The organism is Micromonospora sp. BRA006-A (assembly GCF_033433935.1).
GTDB lineage: Bacteria > Actinomycetota > Actinomycetes > Mycobacteriales > Micromonosporaceae > Micromonospora > Micromonospora aurantiaca.
In genome coordinates, this window is sequence record NZ_JANCLW010000001.1 from 6,697,583 (window position 1) to 6,714,070 (window position 16,488).

Annotated in this window: 15 protein-coding genes; 5 read left to right on the top strand and 10 right to left on the bottom strand. The window is 71.3% G+C overall.

The genetic code is table 11. The features are described 5' to 3' along the window. Positions 1–1,222: 1,222 nt before the first annotated feature. The 8 genes from NMK34_RS30700 to rpmH form a co-directional block, all read right to left on the bottom strand. Positions 1,223–2,263 carry a ParB/RepB/Spo0J family partition protein gene (locus NMK34_RS30700; protein ID WP_318336219.1) on the bottom strand — a complete coding sequence of 347 codons (1,041 nt, stop codon included), beginning with the start codon at positions 2,261–2,263 and terminating at the stop codon, positions 1,223–1,225. A 27-nt stretch (positions 2,264–2,290) separates the two neighbouring features. Next, entirely contained in the window at positions 2,291–3,628 is a 1,338-nt protein-coding gene (locus NMK34_RS30705; protein WP_318336220.1) for a ParA family protein, read from the bottom strand. A 245-nt stretch (positions 3,629–3,873) separates the two neighbouring features. After that, positions 3,874–4,626 (bottom strand): 16S rRNA (guanine(527)-N(7))-methyltransferase RsmG, encoded by a 753-nt coding sequence (gene rsmG, locus NMK34_RS30710; RefSeq protein ID WP_318336468.1) that lies wholly within the window; start codon positions 4,624–4,626, stop codon positions 3,874–3,876. Between the two features lie 341 nt (positions 4,627–4,967). Further along, entirely contained in the window at positions 4,968–5,555 is a 588-nt protein-coding gene (locus NMK34_RS30715) for a protein jag (protein WP_318336221.1), read from the bottom strand. 211 nt (positions 5,556–5,766) lie between these two features. After that, a complete protein-coding gene (yidC, locus tag NMK34_RS30720) occupies positions 5,767–6,768 on the bottom strand; it encodes a membrane protein insertase YidC (RefSeq protein WP_318336222.1) in 1,002 nt (333 codons plus the stop codon). Beyond that, entirely contained in the window at positions 6,769–7,008 is a 240-nt protein-coding gene (yidD, locus tag NMK34_RS30725; protein WP_013477538.1) for a membrane protein insertion efficiency factor YidD, read from the bottom strand. A gap of 44 nt (positions 7,009–7,052) precedes the next feature. Next, a complete protein-coding gene (gene rnpA, locus NMK34_RS30730) occupies positions 7,053–7,466 on the bottom strand; it encodes a ribonuclease P protein component (protein WP_194800283.1) in 414 nt (137 codons plus the stop codon). A 34-nt stretch (positions 7,467–7,500) separates the two neighbouring features. Further along, positions 7,501–7,638, bottom strand: a complete 138-nt coding sequence (gene rpmH / locus NMK34_RS30735; RefSeq protein ID WP_018788530.1) for a 50S ribosomal protein L34 — start codon at positions 7,636–7,638, stop codon at positions 7,501–7,503. Positions 7,639–8,214: 576 nt separating this feature from the next. On the opposite strand from rpmH, the gene dnaA reads away from it, so the two are divergent. Continuing rightward, entirely contained in the window at positions 8,215–10,050 is a 1,836-nt protein-coding gene (gene dnaA, locus NMK34_RS30740) for a chromosomal replication initiator protein DnaA (RefSeq protein ID WP_318336223.1), read from the top strand. 226 nt (positions 10,051–10,276) lie between these two features. Here dnaA and NMK34_RS30745 read toward each other — a convergent pair whose 3' ends face one another. Continuing rightward, positions 10,277–11,521, bottom strand: a complete 1,245-nt coding sequence (locus NMK34_RS30745; RefSeq protein WP_318336224.1) for an IS256 family transposase — start codon at positions 11,519–11,521, stop codon at positions 10,277–10,279. A gap of 936 nt (positions 11,522–12,457) precedes the next feature. Between NMK34_RS30745 and dnaN the strand changes: the two genes are divergently transcribed. From dnaN to NMK34_RS30765, 4 genes are read left to right on the top strand one after another with little or no spacing between them, the layout of a single operon-like run. Further along, entirely contained in the window at positions 12,458–13,591 is a 1,134-nt protein-coding gene (gene dnaN / locus NMK34_RS30750; RefSeq protein ID WP_013283212.1) for a DNA polymerase III subunit beta, read from the top strand. Positions 13,592–13,630: 39 nt separating this feature from the next. Beyond that, positions 13,631–14,503: a phosphogluconate dehydrogenase (NAD(+)-dependent, decarboxylating) gene (gnd, locus tag NMK34_RS30755; RefSeq protein WP_318336225.1), complete on the top strand. Its 873-nt coding sequence runs from the start codon at positions 13,631–13,633 to the stop codon at positions 14,501–14,503. 16 nt (positions 14,504–14,519) lie between these two features. Continuing rightward, positions 14,520–15,650, top strand: coding sequence for a DNA replication/repair protein RecF (gene recF, locus NMK34_RS30760; RefSeq protein WP_013473313.1), 1,131 nt, complete (start codon positions 14,520–14,522; stop codon positions 15,648–15,650). Next, positions 15,643–16,248 carry a DUF721 domain-containing protein gene (locus NMK34_RS30765; RefSeq protein WP_412098937.1) on the top strand — a complete coding sequence of 202 codons (606 nt, stop codon included), beginning with the start codon at positions 15,643–15,645 and terminating at the stop codon, positions 16,246–16,248. The genes recF and NMK34_RS30765 overlap by 8 nt, the downstream gene beginning before the upstream one ends. Here NMK34_RS30765 and NMK34_RS30770 read toward each other — a convergent pair. Next, complete coding sequence (locus NMK34_RS30770) at positions 16,239–16,478, bottom strand: hypothetical protein (protein ID WP_013283216.1); 240 nt, start codon at positions 16,476–16,478, stop codon at positions 16,239–16,241. The two genes, NMK34_RS30765 and NMK34_RS30770, sit on opposite strands and share 10 nt — an antisense overlap. Positions 16,479–16,488 lie beyond the last annotated feature (10 nt).

Here is a 16,488-nt window from a genome sequence, read left to right on the forward strand (position 1 = left end):
TCTCGGCTCGGCCGCTCGTCTCGCTGGCGTCGACCGGCCTTGTTCCTTGCCTGAGTCCTCAGCGGGTGCGGCGGATCGAACGGGGTGCCTCGGCGCGATGGCGTGAGGTGAGTCAGTCGCGGGGCGAGCCACTCGGTGGTTGTTCCTCGAAGGACGGGGTGAACCGCGCGGCAGTCGAGCCGCGGCGACCACCGCTCGGCTTGTGGCCGGCGCCGCCTCATCACTTGCACTCGGCACGGCTGGGACCTCGGTCGTCGGGTGAAGGGCAGGTCGGTCGCCGCGTTTCACGTGAAACATCAGGCACGTCCGAGCCGGCAGGCCGAACCGAGCTGCCACACGACCTCGGGCTTGCGCTCGATCAATGATCGGGCTCGCCGCCGCACTGGAGTCTGCGACCGTCCAGCCGCCCGGAGAGAGGTGGTAGGTCATTCGACGGCGGCGCCAGACTCAGTAGAAAGCCGTCCCGGAATGCTGAGCCGGGCCGCACACCTCGGCCCGCTGCCCGGGGCTCCTCGCGAGAGTCCCCGGCTCGGCGGTCCCCGCTTCGACGGTTCCCCGTTCAGCGACTCGGCGGCCCGGCGGCCCGGCGACTCGACGACCCGACGGCGCAGAACCATTTCCCGTGCGTTCGGCGGACGGGCCCAGCCGACAGCTAGCCGGGTGCAGCGCGCGGAACGAGCGAGTCGACAAGCGGCGGCTTCCGCCTGAGCCGTCGCCGTCAGCCCCTCCAGCCAGACCAACGAATGGACGCGCTCCGAGTCGTCAGCGCCGAACGGCGGCACTCGGTACCTTTGCGCACTCGGCCCTCGCGCACTCAGCCGCTCAGCCCTCTGGAAAGCGGCGTGCCACCAACCAGTGGCGCGGAGAGCGGCTTCACCCGCGCCCCGCCTCCCAGCCACCGGTCCCCGTTTCACGTGAAACGCCGGACGAGGCGCGACAGCCCACTGATGAGCGCAACCCGACGCTCCCACCCGCTCCGGCCGCGTCAGCGTGGGAGAGCACCGGCATTCAGTGAGCACCATCGGCACCAGACCAGACAGCCCCGGCCCGCGGGCGGAGACGGCATCAAGACTTCCGAGGCGTCGGTCTCTCCCGTCGGCCGGAATCGCCACGACCCAACGCCGCCGCCAGAACGGACGAGCGGCACCGACCCAACGCGGAAACAGATCCGGCCGCATCCCCCGTCGGGATGCGGCCGGATCGACAACAGGGGAAGCGACGACTACGCCTCGGGAGTCCCGTCCTCGCCCATGCCGATGATCCCGACGATCCGCTCCAGGTCGTCGACGGTGGCGAACTCGATCGTGATCTTGCCCTTGCTGCGGCCGATGTCGACCTTCACCCGGGTGTCGAACCGGTCGGAGAGCCGGTCCGCGAGATCGGTGAGCGCCGGGGCATGCGGCTTCGGTCGGCGCTTGGCGGCGGCCGACTTCGCCGGCTCCTCGGCGAGCGCCAGGTGCACGAGTTCTTCGGCGCCGCGTACGGTGATGCCCTCGCGGACGATCCGCTCGGCGAGCGCCTCCTGCGCCTCGGCGTTGTCGAGGCTGAGCAGGGCCCGGGCGTGGCCGGCGGAGAGAACGCCGGCGGCGACCCGGCGCTGCACGGCGGGCGGCAGGTTCATCAGCCGGATCGTGTTGGAGATCTGCGGGCGGCTGCGGCCGATCCGCCGGGCCAGTTCCTCGTGCGTGGCGCCGAACTCCTCCAGCAGTTGCTGGTACGCCGCCGCCTCTTCGAGCGGGTTGAGGTTGGCGCGGTGGATGTTCTCCAGGAGCGCGTCCCGGAGCATCGCGTCGTCCTTGGTGTCGCGGACGATGGCGGGGATGGTCTCCCGGCCGACCGCCTGGGCGGCACGCCAGCGCCGCTCGCCCATCACGAGTTCGAACTTGTCGGGGTCGAGCTGGCGGACCACGATCGGCTGGAGGAAGCCGACCTCCTGGATCGAGGTCTTCAGTTCCTCAAGCGCCTCTTCGTCGAAGACGTGCCGGGGCTGCTTCGGGTTCGGCACGATCGCGTCGACCGGGATCTCCGCGAAGCGCGCGCCGGGCACCGGGCTCAGCTGCGGCTCGGGCTCGGCGGCCGGCGACGGGGTGCTTGCGACGCCACCGGTGATGGCAGCGGTCGCACCAGCGGTCGGAGCCGACGGCGACGCGTCGACTGCCGACGACTCCGGTTCGGTGGCCGCCGGTTCGGCGCCCGGTACCGGGCCGGTGGGGATGAGGGCGCCGAGCCCTCGGCCCAGTCCGCCGCGGGGACGGTTCTTCATGCGACGCCTCCCAGCGACATCTCCGCACTACGCATTCCGGCTCACCGGCTCCTTGACGCCTCGCTCCGCGATCTCCTGGGCGGCCTCGAAGTAACTCGTGGCTCCCCGCGAACCGGGATCGTAGGTCATCACCGACTGGCCGTAGCTCGGCGCCTCGGAGACACGCACGTTGCGGGGGATGACGGCCTGGAGCACCTTGTCGCCGAAGTGGTTCCGGACGTCCTGCTCCACCGCGTCCGCCAGCCGGGTACGCCTGTCGTACATGGTGAGCAGGATGGTGGAGACCTCGAGCTTCGGGTTGAGGTGCTGCCGGACCAGGTTGATGTTGTTTATGAGCTGGTTGAGGCCCTCCAGCGCGTAGTACTCGCACTGGATCGGGATCAGCACCTCCTGCGCGGCCACGAGCGCGTTGACGGTCAGCAGGCCGAGCGACGGCGGACAGTCTATGAAGACGTAGTCGAAGTGCCCGGGGTACGCGGCGATGGCCCGCGCCAGGCGCGACTCCCGCGCCACCACCGAGACGAGCTCGATCTCGGCGCCGGCCAGGTCGATGGTGGCCGGTACGCACCAGAGGTTCGGGATGCCCTCGACGGCCTGCGCCACCTCTTCGAGCGGCACGCTGTCGATCAGGCAGTCGTAGACGTCGGGCACGCCCGTGTGGTGCGGCACGTTCAGTCCGGTGGAGGCGTTGCCCTGGGGGTCAAGGTCGACCACGAGCACCCGGTTGCCGTGGAGCGCGAGCGCCACGGCGAGGTTCACGGTGGTGGTCGTCTTACCCACGCCGCCCTTCTGGTTGGCGACGCACATCACCCGGGTCCGGTCGGGGCGCGGCATGGTGACCTCGCCACTGGGATTCAGGATCTGCACGGCGCGCATCGCCTCCATAGCCAACGGTGGATCATCCTCTTCGCGCGTCGGGGTTTCACGTGAAACGTACGTGCTGGCGTCTACCTCGTCCCCGTACCCGTCTGCCTGTGGCGTGTCGGACGGTGCCACGGTGACCTCGGGGGCGGCCTGGTACGGCACGGCCGAGACGGGCGGCTGGGGTTCGTAGCGGGTGGGTACCGCGGCGTTCGCCCGCACCGCGGGCGGGCGCGGGGCCGGTGCGTTCACCGGGCCGTCGGCCGGATCGAGCGGATCGCGGGCCGGCGGCACGTTCGCAGGCGCGGACGAGACGGGACGCACGGGCCCGCCGGCCGACGGCTCCCGTCGCTTGGACGGCTGCGCCGGATACGGGGAGGACGGTTCGCCGGACTCGTTCACCGTCCACTCCTGGTCGTTGGTTTCACGTGAAACGGGGTCGACGGAGGGCTGGCCTCCTGGTCCGGTCAACCGTGGATCGTCGTACCTGCCGTCGTCATGCACCTGTCATCCCTACCCGCTCCGGATGGTCGGTCCGCACCCGTCGAATCGCGTCCGCGCCTCGCACGGCGCCGTCGGCTCGGCGGGAACCATCGGGTTCGGGTGCCGCCCGGCACCGCCGTTCCACACTATCGACGCGCGGTCAGCCTACGGCCGACGGGCGCGGTGGGTCCATGTCGGGTTGCGATCGATCGCGTCACGCCCACCGGTCCAACGACCGGACCGGGCGTGCGGAATGGCGTACCCGCTCAGCGGTCGCCGCGACGGCGACCGCCACGCGACCGCTTCGGCTTCTTGGGACGGCGCGGGTTGACCACGCGCTCCCGGACCACCTCGACCACGGTCGCCGGGGGGTCGATCACCCCTTCGCCACAGCGGTGCAGTTCCGGGGTCCCGCCGCCGAGGCGGATCACGGCCTCGGTGTGCTCGGTGATCTCGTCGGCCGCCGAGGCGCCCTTGAGCGCGACCAGCCGACCGCCGGGAGCCACGAGCGGCAGGCACCAGGAGGCGAGCCGGTCCAGCGGGGCCACCGCGCGGGCGGTCACGATGTCGGCGCTCAGCGGTTCCCGGTCGCGCGAGCCGGCCGCCGCCTCCTCGGCCCGCCCACGGAACACACGCACGTCCCGGGTCACGCCGAGACGCTGCACCGCCTCGATCAGGAAGGCGGTCCGCCGGGCCAGCGGCTCCACGAGCGTCACGGTGAGGTCGGGGCGCGCGATCGCCAGCACCAGACCGGGGAGCCCGGCGCCGGAGCCGACGTCGATCACGCTGGCTCCCTCCGGGATCCGTTCCGCCACCACCGCGCAGTTGAGCAGGTGCCGCTCCCAGAGCCGCGGCGTCTCGCGGGGCCCGATCAGGCCGCGGACCACACCATCGGTGGCGAGCAGTTCGGCGTACGCGGCGGCCAGGTCGAGCCGGTCGCCGAACAACGCGCGGGCGGCCTCCGCCAGCTCGGGCGGCAGCGTCGCCGTCGCCGGGTCGGGGGCACCGGCACCGTCCATGAGGGACGGTGCGTCCGCCGACGGCTCCGCGAAGACCGGGTCGGCCGCCGCGGCCGGGGCCGCCGGTGCCACGTCCGCCGCCGGTTCACCGGAGAAGGCGGGCATCACGTCCACCGCCGGGTCTGCGGGCTCGGCCCCGGTCACCACCGCCGGCTCGCCGGAGAAGGCGGGCTCGCCGGGGTCGGTCACGGCCTTACCCGGGTACGCGGGGTCGGCCGGCCCGTCGTCGTCGGAGAAGACCGGGTCGACAGTGGGGTCGGGGCGCACAGCCGACGGCCCGGGCGGCGTACCGCCCGGGCCGGTCACGGCTCCTGCCGTCGTCTCGTCGGAGATCACGGACCTCAGTCCACCGGCCGGACGACGATGCGGCGGTTGGGCTCGACGCCCTCGGACTCGCTCTCCACCCCGCTCATCGCGTTCACCACGTCGTGCACGCACTTGCGCTCGAACGCGGACATCGGCTCCAGGCGCACCGGCTCACCGTGCTCCTTGACCTTCTCGACCGCGTTCTTCGCCACGGCGGCCAGCTCCTTGCGGCGGGCGGCCCGGTAGCCGCCGACGTCGAGCAGCAGGCGGCTCGGCGTGCCGGTCTGGCGGAACACGGCCAGCCGGGCCAGTTCCTGGAGCGCCTCCAGGGTCGCCCCACGCTGGCCGACCAGGTTCTGCAGCCGGCCACCGACCACCTCGACGACCGGGCGGCCACCCGACACCAGCTCGTCGATGTCACCGTCGTAGTCGAGGATGTCCAGCAGACCCTCGACGTAGTCGGCGGCGATCTCGCTCTGCCGGAACAGGTCGCTCTCGGCCGGGGCCTTCTTCTCCCGGGCCCCGCCCGCGGCGTCCTCGGTCTCGGTGGCGGCGGTAACGGGGGTCTCCTCGTCCAGGGACTGGTCGGCGCTGGGGATGCTGGTCTCGGTCACGGGTCTCATCTCCGTACTCGCTCGGCCGGACCGTCGGGGGTCCGCTGGTCTCCCGGGGCCGGCGGGAGGTTCGCCGGGTGCCCTCGGGCACGTCTGTACGGGCCAGTTTCGCCCGTGTCCGCGCTCCGCGCGGTGATTCCGGCCCGGCGCCGACTCCTCGGATGGCAGCACGCGGCCGGAACGGGCCACCGTCGACGTCGCCGACGGTGGCCCTGTGGGCTCAGCCCTGTCGCTTGGCGGGCTTGCTGCCGCCCTTCTTCGGGTTGACCGGCTTGGCACCAGGCTTCGGGCCGGCCACCTTCGGCGCGGCGGCCGGAGCCTTCGCCGGCGGCTGGGCCGCCTTGCGGCCGAACAGGCCACCGGCCTTGGCCGGCTGCACCGGGTTCTTGCCGGAGGTGCTCTTGGCGGTGCTGGTGCTCTTCGCGGTCGGCGGCGGCGGGAACTTCCGCAGCACCCACTGCTGCTGGCCGAGCGTGAAGAGGTTGTTTGTGACCCAGTAGATGATCACACCGATCGGGAAGATCGCACCCGAGATCAGCAGCGACAGCGGGATGCCGTAGAGCATCAGCCGCTGCACCATGCGCTGCTGCGGGTCCTCGGCCCACCCGGTCTTGAGGATCATCTGACGGCTGGTCAGGTAGGTGGTGGCGATCATGATCAGCACCAGGATGCCGGCAACCACCTTGACCGTGCCGGTGTTCGCGCCCAGCCGGCTCAGTTCCTCGGCGGTGGAGCCGAACTTGCCGGAGATCGGCGCGGTGAACAGCGTCGCGTTGGAGGCGCTGTTGAACTGGTCGACGGTCCAGCCGTACAGGGTCTTGCCCTGGTTGTCGGGGCTGAGGCGGCGCAGCGTGTGGAACAGGCCCAGGAAGACCGGGATCTGGAGGAACATCGGAAGGCAGCCCATGAGCGGGTTGGCCTTTTCCTTCCGATAGAGCTCCATCATCTCCTTCTGGAGCGTCTCCCGGTCACCCTTGTGCTTCTCCTGGAGCTCCTTGACCTTCGGCTGGAGCGCCTGCATGGCACGCTGCGACTTGATCTGCTTGACGAAGACCGGGAACAGGATCACCCGGACCGTCACCACCAGGAAGACGATGGCGAGGATCCAGGCCCAGTTCGTACCGATCACGGCCCCGACCGGAACTCCGATGGCGTCCCAGGCCGAGTGCCAGGTCAGCAGGATCCACGAGATCGCGTAGTAGATCCAGTCGAGACTAAACACTCAGGCTCCAGTCACGTCGGAACGGCGGCGGTCGCCCGGCTCCGGAACCGGGTCGTGTCCACCAGGGTGGAAGGGGTGGCAGCGCGACAGCCGACGGACCGTCAGCCACGCTCCCCGCAACGCACCGTGCCGGGACACCGCCTCCACGGCGTAGGCACTGCACGACGGGTAGAACCGGCAGCGGGCCGGCAGTGCCGGACTTATCCACCGACGGTACGCGATGATGGGCGCCAGCAGCATGCGGGCACCGGTTGTGGGCGACGGAGTCGCCGTCGTCGGGCCGCTCACCGCGACCGCCGTCCCCGTGGAGCCCGCGCGGCGGCGATGGCCGCGTCCAGGTCGGCCCCGAGCCGGGTGTACGTCGCGTCGGCCGATGCGGGCAGCGCGCGTACCACGAGGGTCGTGCCGGCGGGCAGCTCGGCCAGCCGCTCGCGGACCAGGTGCCGGAGCCGGCGGCGGACCTTGTTGCGGACCACGGCACCGCCGACGGCCTTGGACACGACGAAGCCGGCGCGGCTCGGTGCGGAGGTCTCCGCATCGAGGGTCCGCGCCGGCTCCGGCGAGGGTGTCGCGGTGGTGCCGATCGGCTCGGGGAGGGTCAGGTGGACCACGACGGCGCCGCGGCCGACGCGTCGGCCACCGCGAACCGCTGCGGCGAAGTCGCTACTGCGCCGCAGTCGTTGCGCGGCGGCCAGCACGACTGCCCACGTCCCCGGACCGGACCTGTCGGCGTCAGGCCGACAGGCGCGCGCGGCCCTTGGAGCGACGGGTAGCGATGATGGCGCGGCCGGCACGGGTGCGCATGCGCAGCCGGAAGCCGTGGGTCTTCGCGCGCCGGCGGTTGTTCGGCTGGTAGGTGCGCTTGCTCACGTCAGGCTCTCCGTTGTCGTACGCCCCGCGCGGCGGATCGCCCGGGGTCGTGTGCTGGTCCAGATCACCTGTCGGTGACCTCCGATCGGCGCTGCCGTGACACGCTCCCCGGCGATGCGGGGTGACAGCCACGGACAGCAAGCATCAATCACCCTAGCAGAGGGCGAGAGAGCAGCCGCTCCAGCCTACGCAGGGGCGCAATGACCGTCAAACGTCACACTCGGGCGTCCGACCTGCGCGCAAGCGCGACCGAAGGGGCGGTTTTCACTGATGTTGCCAAGGTCGTCAGGGTGTCGCCGGTTGATGCTGTGGGGTCCGCGCTGTTAGCGTGCGCGATTGCGGTCGGCGTCGGGGGTCCGGGGTTTGTCGCCGATCGGCAAGACCGGACACGCTGTTGAATCGTTCGGCACGGTGAACCCGCTTCAACGCCTCCGTGGATCGAGGGGGGCAGGTCCGACCCGCGTCCGGTGGGCGGCCACAATCGGTCGGTACACAGGCTGTGGATAACTTGTGGATGACGACCGGTCAGCCGTCCGGGCGGGCGTGAGAAGGAGCAGGCGAGGGGGTGGCACGACGGTGACCGGAGCGACCGACCTTGCCGCGGTGTGGACGGCGACCACCGACGAACTCGCCGACGAGATCATCTCCGCGCAGCAACGGGCGTACCTCCGGCTCACCCGCCTGCGGGCGATCGTCGAGGACACGGCGCTGCTCTCGGTGCCGGACGCCTTCACCCGGGACGTGATCGAGTCCCGGCTCCGCCCGGCCATCACCGAGGCGTTGAGCCGCCGGCTCGGCCGGCCGATCCAGGTGGCGGTCACCGTGCGGGTCGCCGACGACCCGAATGCCCGTCCGGCCGGCACCGTCTACCGCAGCAGCCCGGAGCCGCTGCCCGGGCACGACGGCGCCGCCCCGCTGCCCGGCTTCGACCAGCCCGGCCCGCCCGCCACCGCCCCGGCCTTCCCGTCGCCACGCCCGGAACCCGGGTACGCCGAGGCCGGGTACGCCGAACCGCGCCCGGAGCAGCCGCTCGACGAGCCGGCCCCGCGCCAGCGGACCGCCGACGGTGGCCGCCCGCACCTCATCCCGGCCGGCCGGGACGCACAGGACACGCTCTTCAGCGCCGCGTTCGCCGAGCCGGTACGCACCGCGCCCGAGCGCCGCGCCTTCGACGAACGCACCCGCATCGAGCCGCCCGTGCCCGACGCCGGCGGATACGAGCCCCGCTACCGGGAGAGCCCGCCCGCCGACCCCGGGCCGATGCGCGGCCTGCCCCGCGACGGCGCCACCGACAACGGCCCCGGCCGGGGCGGCGCCGACCACCACCGTCCGGGTGGCGGCGGCCAGGCCGACCGCAGGCTCCCCGGCGGTACGGAGAGCGGCGGCAACCGGCTCAACCCGAAGTACATGTTCGAGACGTTCGTCATCGGCTCGTCCAACCGGTTCGCGCACGCCGCGAGCGTGGCGGTGGCCGAGTCGCCGGCGAAGGCGTACAACCCGCTGTTCATCTACGGCAGCTCCGGGCTGGGCAAGACCCACCTGCTGCACGCCATCGGGCACTACGCCACGACGCTCGGCAACGCGCGCTCGGTCCGGTACGTCTCGACCGAGGAGTTCACGAACGACTTCATCAACTCGTTGCGCGACGACAAGACGAGCGCGTTCCAGCGCCGCTACCGGGACGTCGACATCCTCCTGATCGACGACATCCAGTTCCTGGAGAACCGGGAGCGGACGCAGGAGGAGTTCTTCCACACCTTCAACACCCTGCACAACGCCAACAAGCAGATCGTGATCACGTCCGACCGCTCGCCGAAGCAGCTGGCGACGCTGGAGGACCGGCTGCGTACGCGCTTCGAGTGGGGTCTGCTCGCCGACATCCAGCCGCCGGACCTGGAGACGCGGATCGCGATCCTGCAGAAGAAGGCGGCACAGGAGCGGCTGTTCGCCCCGCCGGACGTGCTGGAGTTCATCGCGTCCCGGGTGTCGAACTCGATCCGCGAACTGGAGGGGGCGCTGATCCGCGTCACCGCCTTCGCCAGCCTCACCCGTTCCTCGGTCGAGCTGTCGCTGGCCGAGGAGGTGCTGCGGGACTTCATCCCGGACGGCGCCGGCCCGGAGATCACCGCGGACCAGATCATGGTGTCGACGGCCGACTACTTCGGCGTGAGCCTGGAGGACCTGCGCGGCCATTCCCGCTCCCGGGTGCTGGTGAACGCGCGCCAGGTGGCCATGTACCTGTGCCGTGAGCTGACCGATCTGTCGCTGCCCCGGATCGGGCAGGCGTTCGGCGGCCGGGACCACACCACGGTGATGCACGCGGACCGCAAGATCCGTCAGCAGATGGCGGAGCGGCGCTCGCTCTACAACCAGATCGCCGAGCTGACGAACCGCATCAAGCAGAACACCTGACCGTCCCGCCCTCGCGTCCCGCCCTCGCGTCCCGCCCTCGCGTCCCTCCCCGCTCCCGCCACTCCAGCGGTGATCAAGGAGGGCGGACGCGCGAAGGTACCCGCCTCGGGACGAGAACGGCATCCCGAGGGACCACCGACTCCATGATCGACCATGGCACCCCGTGCGCGAACGAACATCCCCGCTGGTGGTGTAAGAGACGGCCATCGCGTGATCCGGTCTGATGTTATGCGGCGATCGAGGTCGGGTCGGTCTGGTCGGTGGCGTGTTGGTCTGTGTCGATGGTGATCAGGCGGGCTTTAGCGAGTAGTTCGAGGCCCATGTAGCGGCGTCCTTCGGTCCACTCGTCGGTCTGCTCGGCCAGGACGGCGCCGACGAGGCGGATGATCGCCGCCCGGTTCGGGAAGATCCCGACGACGTCGGTGCGACGGCGGATTTCCTTGTTGAGCCGCTCCTGTGGGTTGTTCGACCAGATCTGGCGCCAGATCTCGCGGGGGAAGCCGGTGAACGCCAGGAGGTCGTCGCGGGCGGCGTCGAGGTGCTCGGCCGCGGCCGGGAACTTCGCTTCGATCGTGGTCACGACCCGGTCGAACTGGGCGCGGACAGCGTCGGCGTCGGGCTGGTCGAAGATCGTGCGGACCAGGGTGGCGATCCACGGCTGCGCCGACTTGGGCACCTTCGTCAGCAGGTTGCGCAGATAGTGGGTCCTGCACCGCTGCCACGAAGCTCCCGGCAAAGCCGCCCCGATCGCGGCCACGAGGCCGGCGTGGGCGTCGGAGATGACCAGGCGGACACCGGACAGGCCTCGGGCGGTCAGGCTGCGCAGGAACGCCAACCAGCCGGCGCCGTCCTCGTCGGAGGCCACGTCCAGGCCCAGCACTTCACGGCCGCCGTCGGCGTTGACCCCAACCGCGATCAGGGCGTGGACGTTGACGGTCCGGCCGTGCTCGCGGACCTTCATCGTCAGGGCGTCCATCCACACAAACGTGTAGTGGGCGGCGTCCAAGGGTCGGTTGCGGAACGCCTCCACCTGCGCGTCCAGATGCGCGGCCATCTCCGAGACCTGCGACTTGGACAGCTGCCGGATCCCGAGCTGCTCGACCAGCTTCTCCACCCGCCGAGTCGACACCCCCAGCAGATAGCTCGTGGCCACGACCGAGACCAGGGCCTGCTCGGCCCGACGCCGGTGGGTCAGCAACCACTCCGGGAAGTAGCTGCCGTGTCGCAGCTTCGGGATCGCCAGGTCGATCGTGCCGGCGCGGGTGTCCCATTCCCAAGGCCGGTAACCGTTGCGCGAGTTGACCCGCTCATCGCTGCGCTGCCCGTACCCGGCGCCGCAGATCGCGTCGGCCTCGGCGGACATCACCGCCTGCACGAACGTCTTGATCATCGCCTGCAACACGTCCGACGACGCGCCCTCGATCTGCTCGCGCAGCAGGTCAACAGGGTTCACACCCTCTGAAGCGGCCATCGCGTCCTCTTCTCCTTCTCTGACTTGGTCGTCTTGAAGGATCGACGCGATGGCCGTCTCTCATCTACGCAACACGCCCATCACGGGCAAGTCGTACACCACTCCCGTGGACGCAACCAACTTCTTCATGATCAGCCGAAGCAGGGCGGGCGGAGCTGCGGGAAGGGCGGCGTGAGCTAGGCGACCTTTTCGGCGCCGGCGCGGCGGGTTCGGGCGGGTGGCAGGTAGCCGACAGGGGAGAACTGTTGACCCTCGACCCGGTGGAGGGCCCAGGATCTGTCGTGTGTTCGTCCACAGCTCGTACCCGTTGTCCACAGCCCCTGTGTCACAGGCGGTGGACAACCACGCTTCGCACCCGGCCGGTTACCCACAGACTGTGGACAACTCCTGGGGACGACGCTGTGGACGCCTGGGGACAACCGGACAGTCATCCCCAGACAGCGGGTCGCCTGTGGGCGAGCTGTTGAAGGTTCTGGGGACGACGGCTGTGGACGTCTCCGGCGCTGTCCACAGCGCTGGGGAGAAAACCGGTGGATTACCGGTGGACAACCGGTGGACAGCCGTGGAAAACCCGGCGGCCGGCGAGGGCTGTGGACCGGGACACGAGTTTTACCCCTGGTTCTCCACAGCCAAACCACCGGTGGATAACGTGTCTGACCTGCGCGGACGGCAGTTCTCCACAGTTTGCACAGGTGCGATGAAGACGATGAGTTATCTCTTCTAAACAACAAAAACCAATCATCACCGTTGGACTTCCTGTGGATCGGGCCGGAGCACTGCCGTCGGCAGTCGCCCGGGGCACCTGAATCCACGGGGTCGGGCGCACAGCCGATGCCCCAGCGCCTTAAGGTGCGATGGGTACCCGCACGGTCGGGCGGGACGGGTGGCAGCGGTCGGCATGAGAGAGTTGTCGCTGACGTCGACGCGGAGGCATTGATGAAGTTCCGAGTGGAGCGCGACGCGCTCGCCGAGGCGGTCGCGTGGACCGCCAAGAGCCTGCCCAACCGGCCCTCCGTACCGGTGCTGGCCGGGGTGATGCTCCGCGTCACCGACGGCAACCTGCAGGTCTCCGGCTTCGACTACGAGGTCTCCAGCCAGGTGACGGTCGAGGTGCAGGGTGACGCGGACGGCGCCGCCCTGGTCTCCGGCCGCCTGCTCGCCGAGATCACCAAGGCCCTGCCGGCCAAGCCGGTGGACATCGCCGCCGTCGGCGCCCACCTCGAACTGGTCTGCGGCAGCGCCCGGTTCACGCTGCCCACCATGCCGGTGGAGGACTACCCGACGCTGCCGGAGATGCCGGAGAGCGCCGGCACCGTCGACGCCGCCGCCTTCGCCTCCGCCGTGGCCCAGGTGGCTGTCGCCGCCGGCCGCGACGAGACGCTGCCGATGATGACCGGTGTACGGATCGAGCTGAGCGGCAGCACGATGGCCATGCTGGCGACCGACCGTTACCGCCTCGCGCTGCGCGAGATGGAGTGGAACCCGGACGACCCGGAGATCAGCCTCAACGCGCTGGTGCCGGCCCGTACCCTGCACGACACCGCGAAGGCGCTCGGCCCGCTCGGCGGCCACGTCACCATGGCGCTGTCCTCCGGCGGTGCCGGTGAGGGCATGATCGGTTTCTCCGGTGGCACCCGCCGCACCACCAGCCGGCTGCTCGACGGCGCCAACTACCCGCCGGTGCGCTCGCTGTTCCCGGCCGACCACAACGCCGAGGCCCGCGTCGCCGTCGCCGCGCTCATCGAGGTGGTCAAGCGCGTCGCGCTGGTCGCCGAGCGCACCACGCCGGTGCTGCTCAGCTTCAGCGCCGACGGTCTCGTGGTCGAGGCGGGCGGCACCGAGGAGGCCCGGGCCAGCGAGGCCATGGAGGCCACCTTCAGCGGCGAGCCGCTGACCATCGGGTTCAACCCGCAGTACCTCATCGACGGCCTGGCCAACCTGGGCGCGCAGCACGCCCTGCTCCGGTTCGTCGACGCGTTCAAGCCCGCGGTCATCTCCCCGGCAGGCGAGGATGGCGAGGTCATCCCGGGGTACCGGTACCTCATCATGCCGATCCGCGTGTCCCGCTGATCGCCGCAGCACGACCCTGACGTACGGAGGTAGGACCAGATGCAGCTCGGCCTGGTAGGACTCGGCCGCATGGGCGGCAACATGCGGGAGCGGTTGCGCGCGGCCGGGCACGAGGTGGTCGGCTACGACCACAACCCGGAGATCAGCGACGCCGCGAGCCTCGCCGAGCTCGCCGGGAAGCTCCAGTCGCCCCGCGCGGTGTGGGTCATGGTCCCGGCCGGCGTCACCGACGCCACCATCGACGAGCTCGCCGGTGTGCTCGGCGAGGGCGACATCATCATCGACGGCGGCAACTCCCGGTTCAGCGACGACGCCCCGCGTGCCGAGCGGCTGAACGAGCAGGGCATCGGCTACATCGACGTGGGCGTCTCCGGCGGCGTCTGGGGCCGGCAGAACGGGTACGCGCTGATGGTCGGCGGCGCGCAGGAGCACGTCGAGCGGCTGATGCCGATCTTCGAGTCGCTCAAGCCCGAGGGCGAGTTCGGCTTCGTGCACGCCGGCCCGGTCGGCGCCGGCCACTACGCCAAGATGGTGCACAACGGCATCGAGTACGGCCTGATGCACGCGTACGCCGAGGGCTACGAGCTGCTTGCGGCCTCGGAGCTGGTGACCAACGTCCCCGGCGTGTTCAAGTCGTGGCGCGAGGGCACCGTGGTGCGCTCCTGGCTGCTCGACCTGCTGGACCGGGCACTCGACGAGGACCCGGAGCTGGCCGAGCTGAGCGGCTACACGGAGGACACCGGCGAGGGCCGCTGGACCGTGGACGAGGCGGTCCGGCTCGCCGTACCGCTCAACGTCATCACCGCGTCGCTGTTCGCCCGGTTCGCCTCCCGGCAGGACGACTCGCCCGCGATGAAGGCCGTCGCCGCGCTGCGCCAGCAGTTCGGCGGCCACGCCGTCCACAAGCGCTGACCGGTATCCACAGGCTGTGTACGTCCGCCGGCTCGAACTGGTCGACTTCCGCTCGTACGAGCGCGTCGGCGTCGACCTGGAGCCGGGGCCGAACGTGCTCGTCGGCGCGAACGGCGTCGGCAAGACCAACCTGGTCGAGGCGCTGGGTTACGTGGCGACCCTGGATTCGCACCGGGTCGCCACCGACGCCCCGCTGGTGCGGATGGGCGCCGCCTCGGCGGTGATCCGCTGCGCCGTGGTGCACGAGGGCCGGGAGCTGCTGGTCGAGCTGGAGATCGTGCCGGGCAAGGCCAACCGGGCCCGGCTCGGCCGGTCTCCGGCCCGGCGCGCCCGGGACGTGCTCGGCGCGCTGCGGCTGGTGCTGTTCGCGCCGGAGGATCTGGAACTGGTCCGTGGCGACCCGGCCGAACGCCGCCGCTACCTGGACGACCTGCTGGTCACCCGCCAGCCCCGCTACGCCGGTGTCCGCGCCGACTACGAGCGGGTGGTCAAGCAACGCAACGCGCTGCTGCGTACGTCGTACCTCGCTCGCAAGACCGGTGGGACACGCGGCGGTGACCTGTCGACGCTGGCCGTGTGGGACGCGCATCTGGCGCAGCACGGCGCGGACCTGCTCGCCGGCCGCCTGGAGCTGGTGGCCGCGCTGACCCCGCACGTGGCGAAGGCGTACGACGCGGTGGCCGCCGGCCGCGGCGCGGCGGGCATCGCGTACCGGCCCTCGGTGGAACTGCCCGAACCCGGCGCCGACCGCGCGGCGCTGGCGGAGGCGCTCGCCGCCGCGCTCACCGCGAACCGGGCCGCCGAGATCGAGCGCGGCACCACGCTCGTCGGCCCGCACCGCGACGACCTGGCGCTGACGCTCGGCCCGCTCCCCGCCAAGGGGTACGCGAGTCACGGCGAGTCCTGGTCGTACGCGCTGGCGTTGCGGCTGGCCGGGTACGACCTGCTGCGCGCCGACGGGATCGAGCCGGTGCTGGTGCTCGACGACGTCTTTGCGGAGCTGGACACCGGCCGGCGGGAGCGGCTGGCCGAGCTGGTCGGCGGCGCGAGTCAGCTCCTGGTCACCTGCGCGGTGGACGACGACGTGCCGGCGACGCTTCGCGGCACCCGGTACGCGGTGGGCGAGGGGACGGTGCGGCGTGCCTGATGACGAGGTGCAGCTCCCGCCGGCACGGCTGGGGCCGGGACGCGACGCGCGTACCCCGGGGAAGCCCGCGGACGGTGAGCCGGCCGCGAACCTGCCGGAGGGCTCGACCGGGCCGGAACTGGCGCGGGCGGTGCTCGACGCGGCGAAGGCCCGGCGGCAGGCGGCGGCGCCGCGACGGCGCGGCGCGGTCCGCGGCGACGGCGAGAAGCGGCTGCGCGGCTACTCCGGCCCGGGTCCGGACCCGCGCGACCCGCAGCCGCTCGGCGTGGTGCTGGACAAGCTGATGAAGGCGCGCGGCTGGCAGCAGCCGGCGGCCGAGGCGACGGTGTTCGGCGCGTGGGAGAAGGTGGTCGGCGCGGAGGTCGCGCAGCACAGCCGCCCGGTCAAGCTGGAGAACGGCGAGCTGACCGTGGAGGCGCGTTCGACGGCGTGGGCGACCCAGTTGCGCCTGCTGGCGGGCTCGCTGTTGCAGCAGATCGCCCGCGAGGTGGGCCACAACGTGGTGCGGAAGCTGCACATCCACGGGCCGGCGGCGCCGTCGTGGTCGCGCGGTCCTCGACGGGTACGCGGGCGAGGCCCTCGCGACACCTACGGCTGACCGACACCGCCCGAACGCCGTGCCTCCCGCCGGGCGCGCTTGAGTTCGCGCTGCTCGCGGCTCCACTGCTTGCGGCGCTCCAGGTCTTCCTTCCACGCGTCGCGGGCCAGCTTCGAGCCGCCCTGCACGGCGCCCTGCACCTGGGACGGGCCGGCGAGGTTGCGGAACACCCAGCCCAACAGGCGGCCACCCTTGCCGGAGGCGTCGCCCACCTGCTCGTCGTCGCTCATCCCGCCGCCT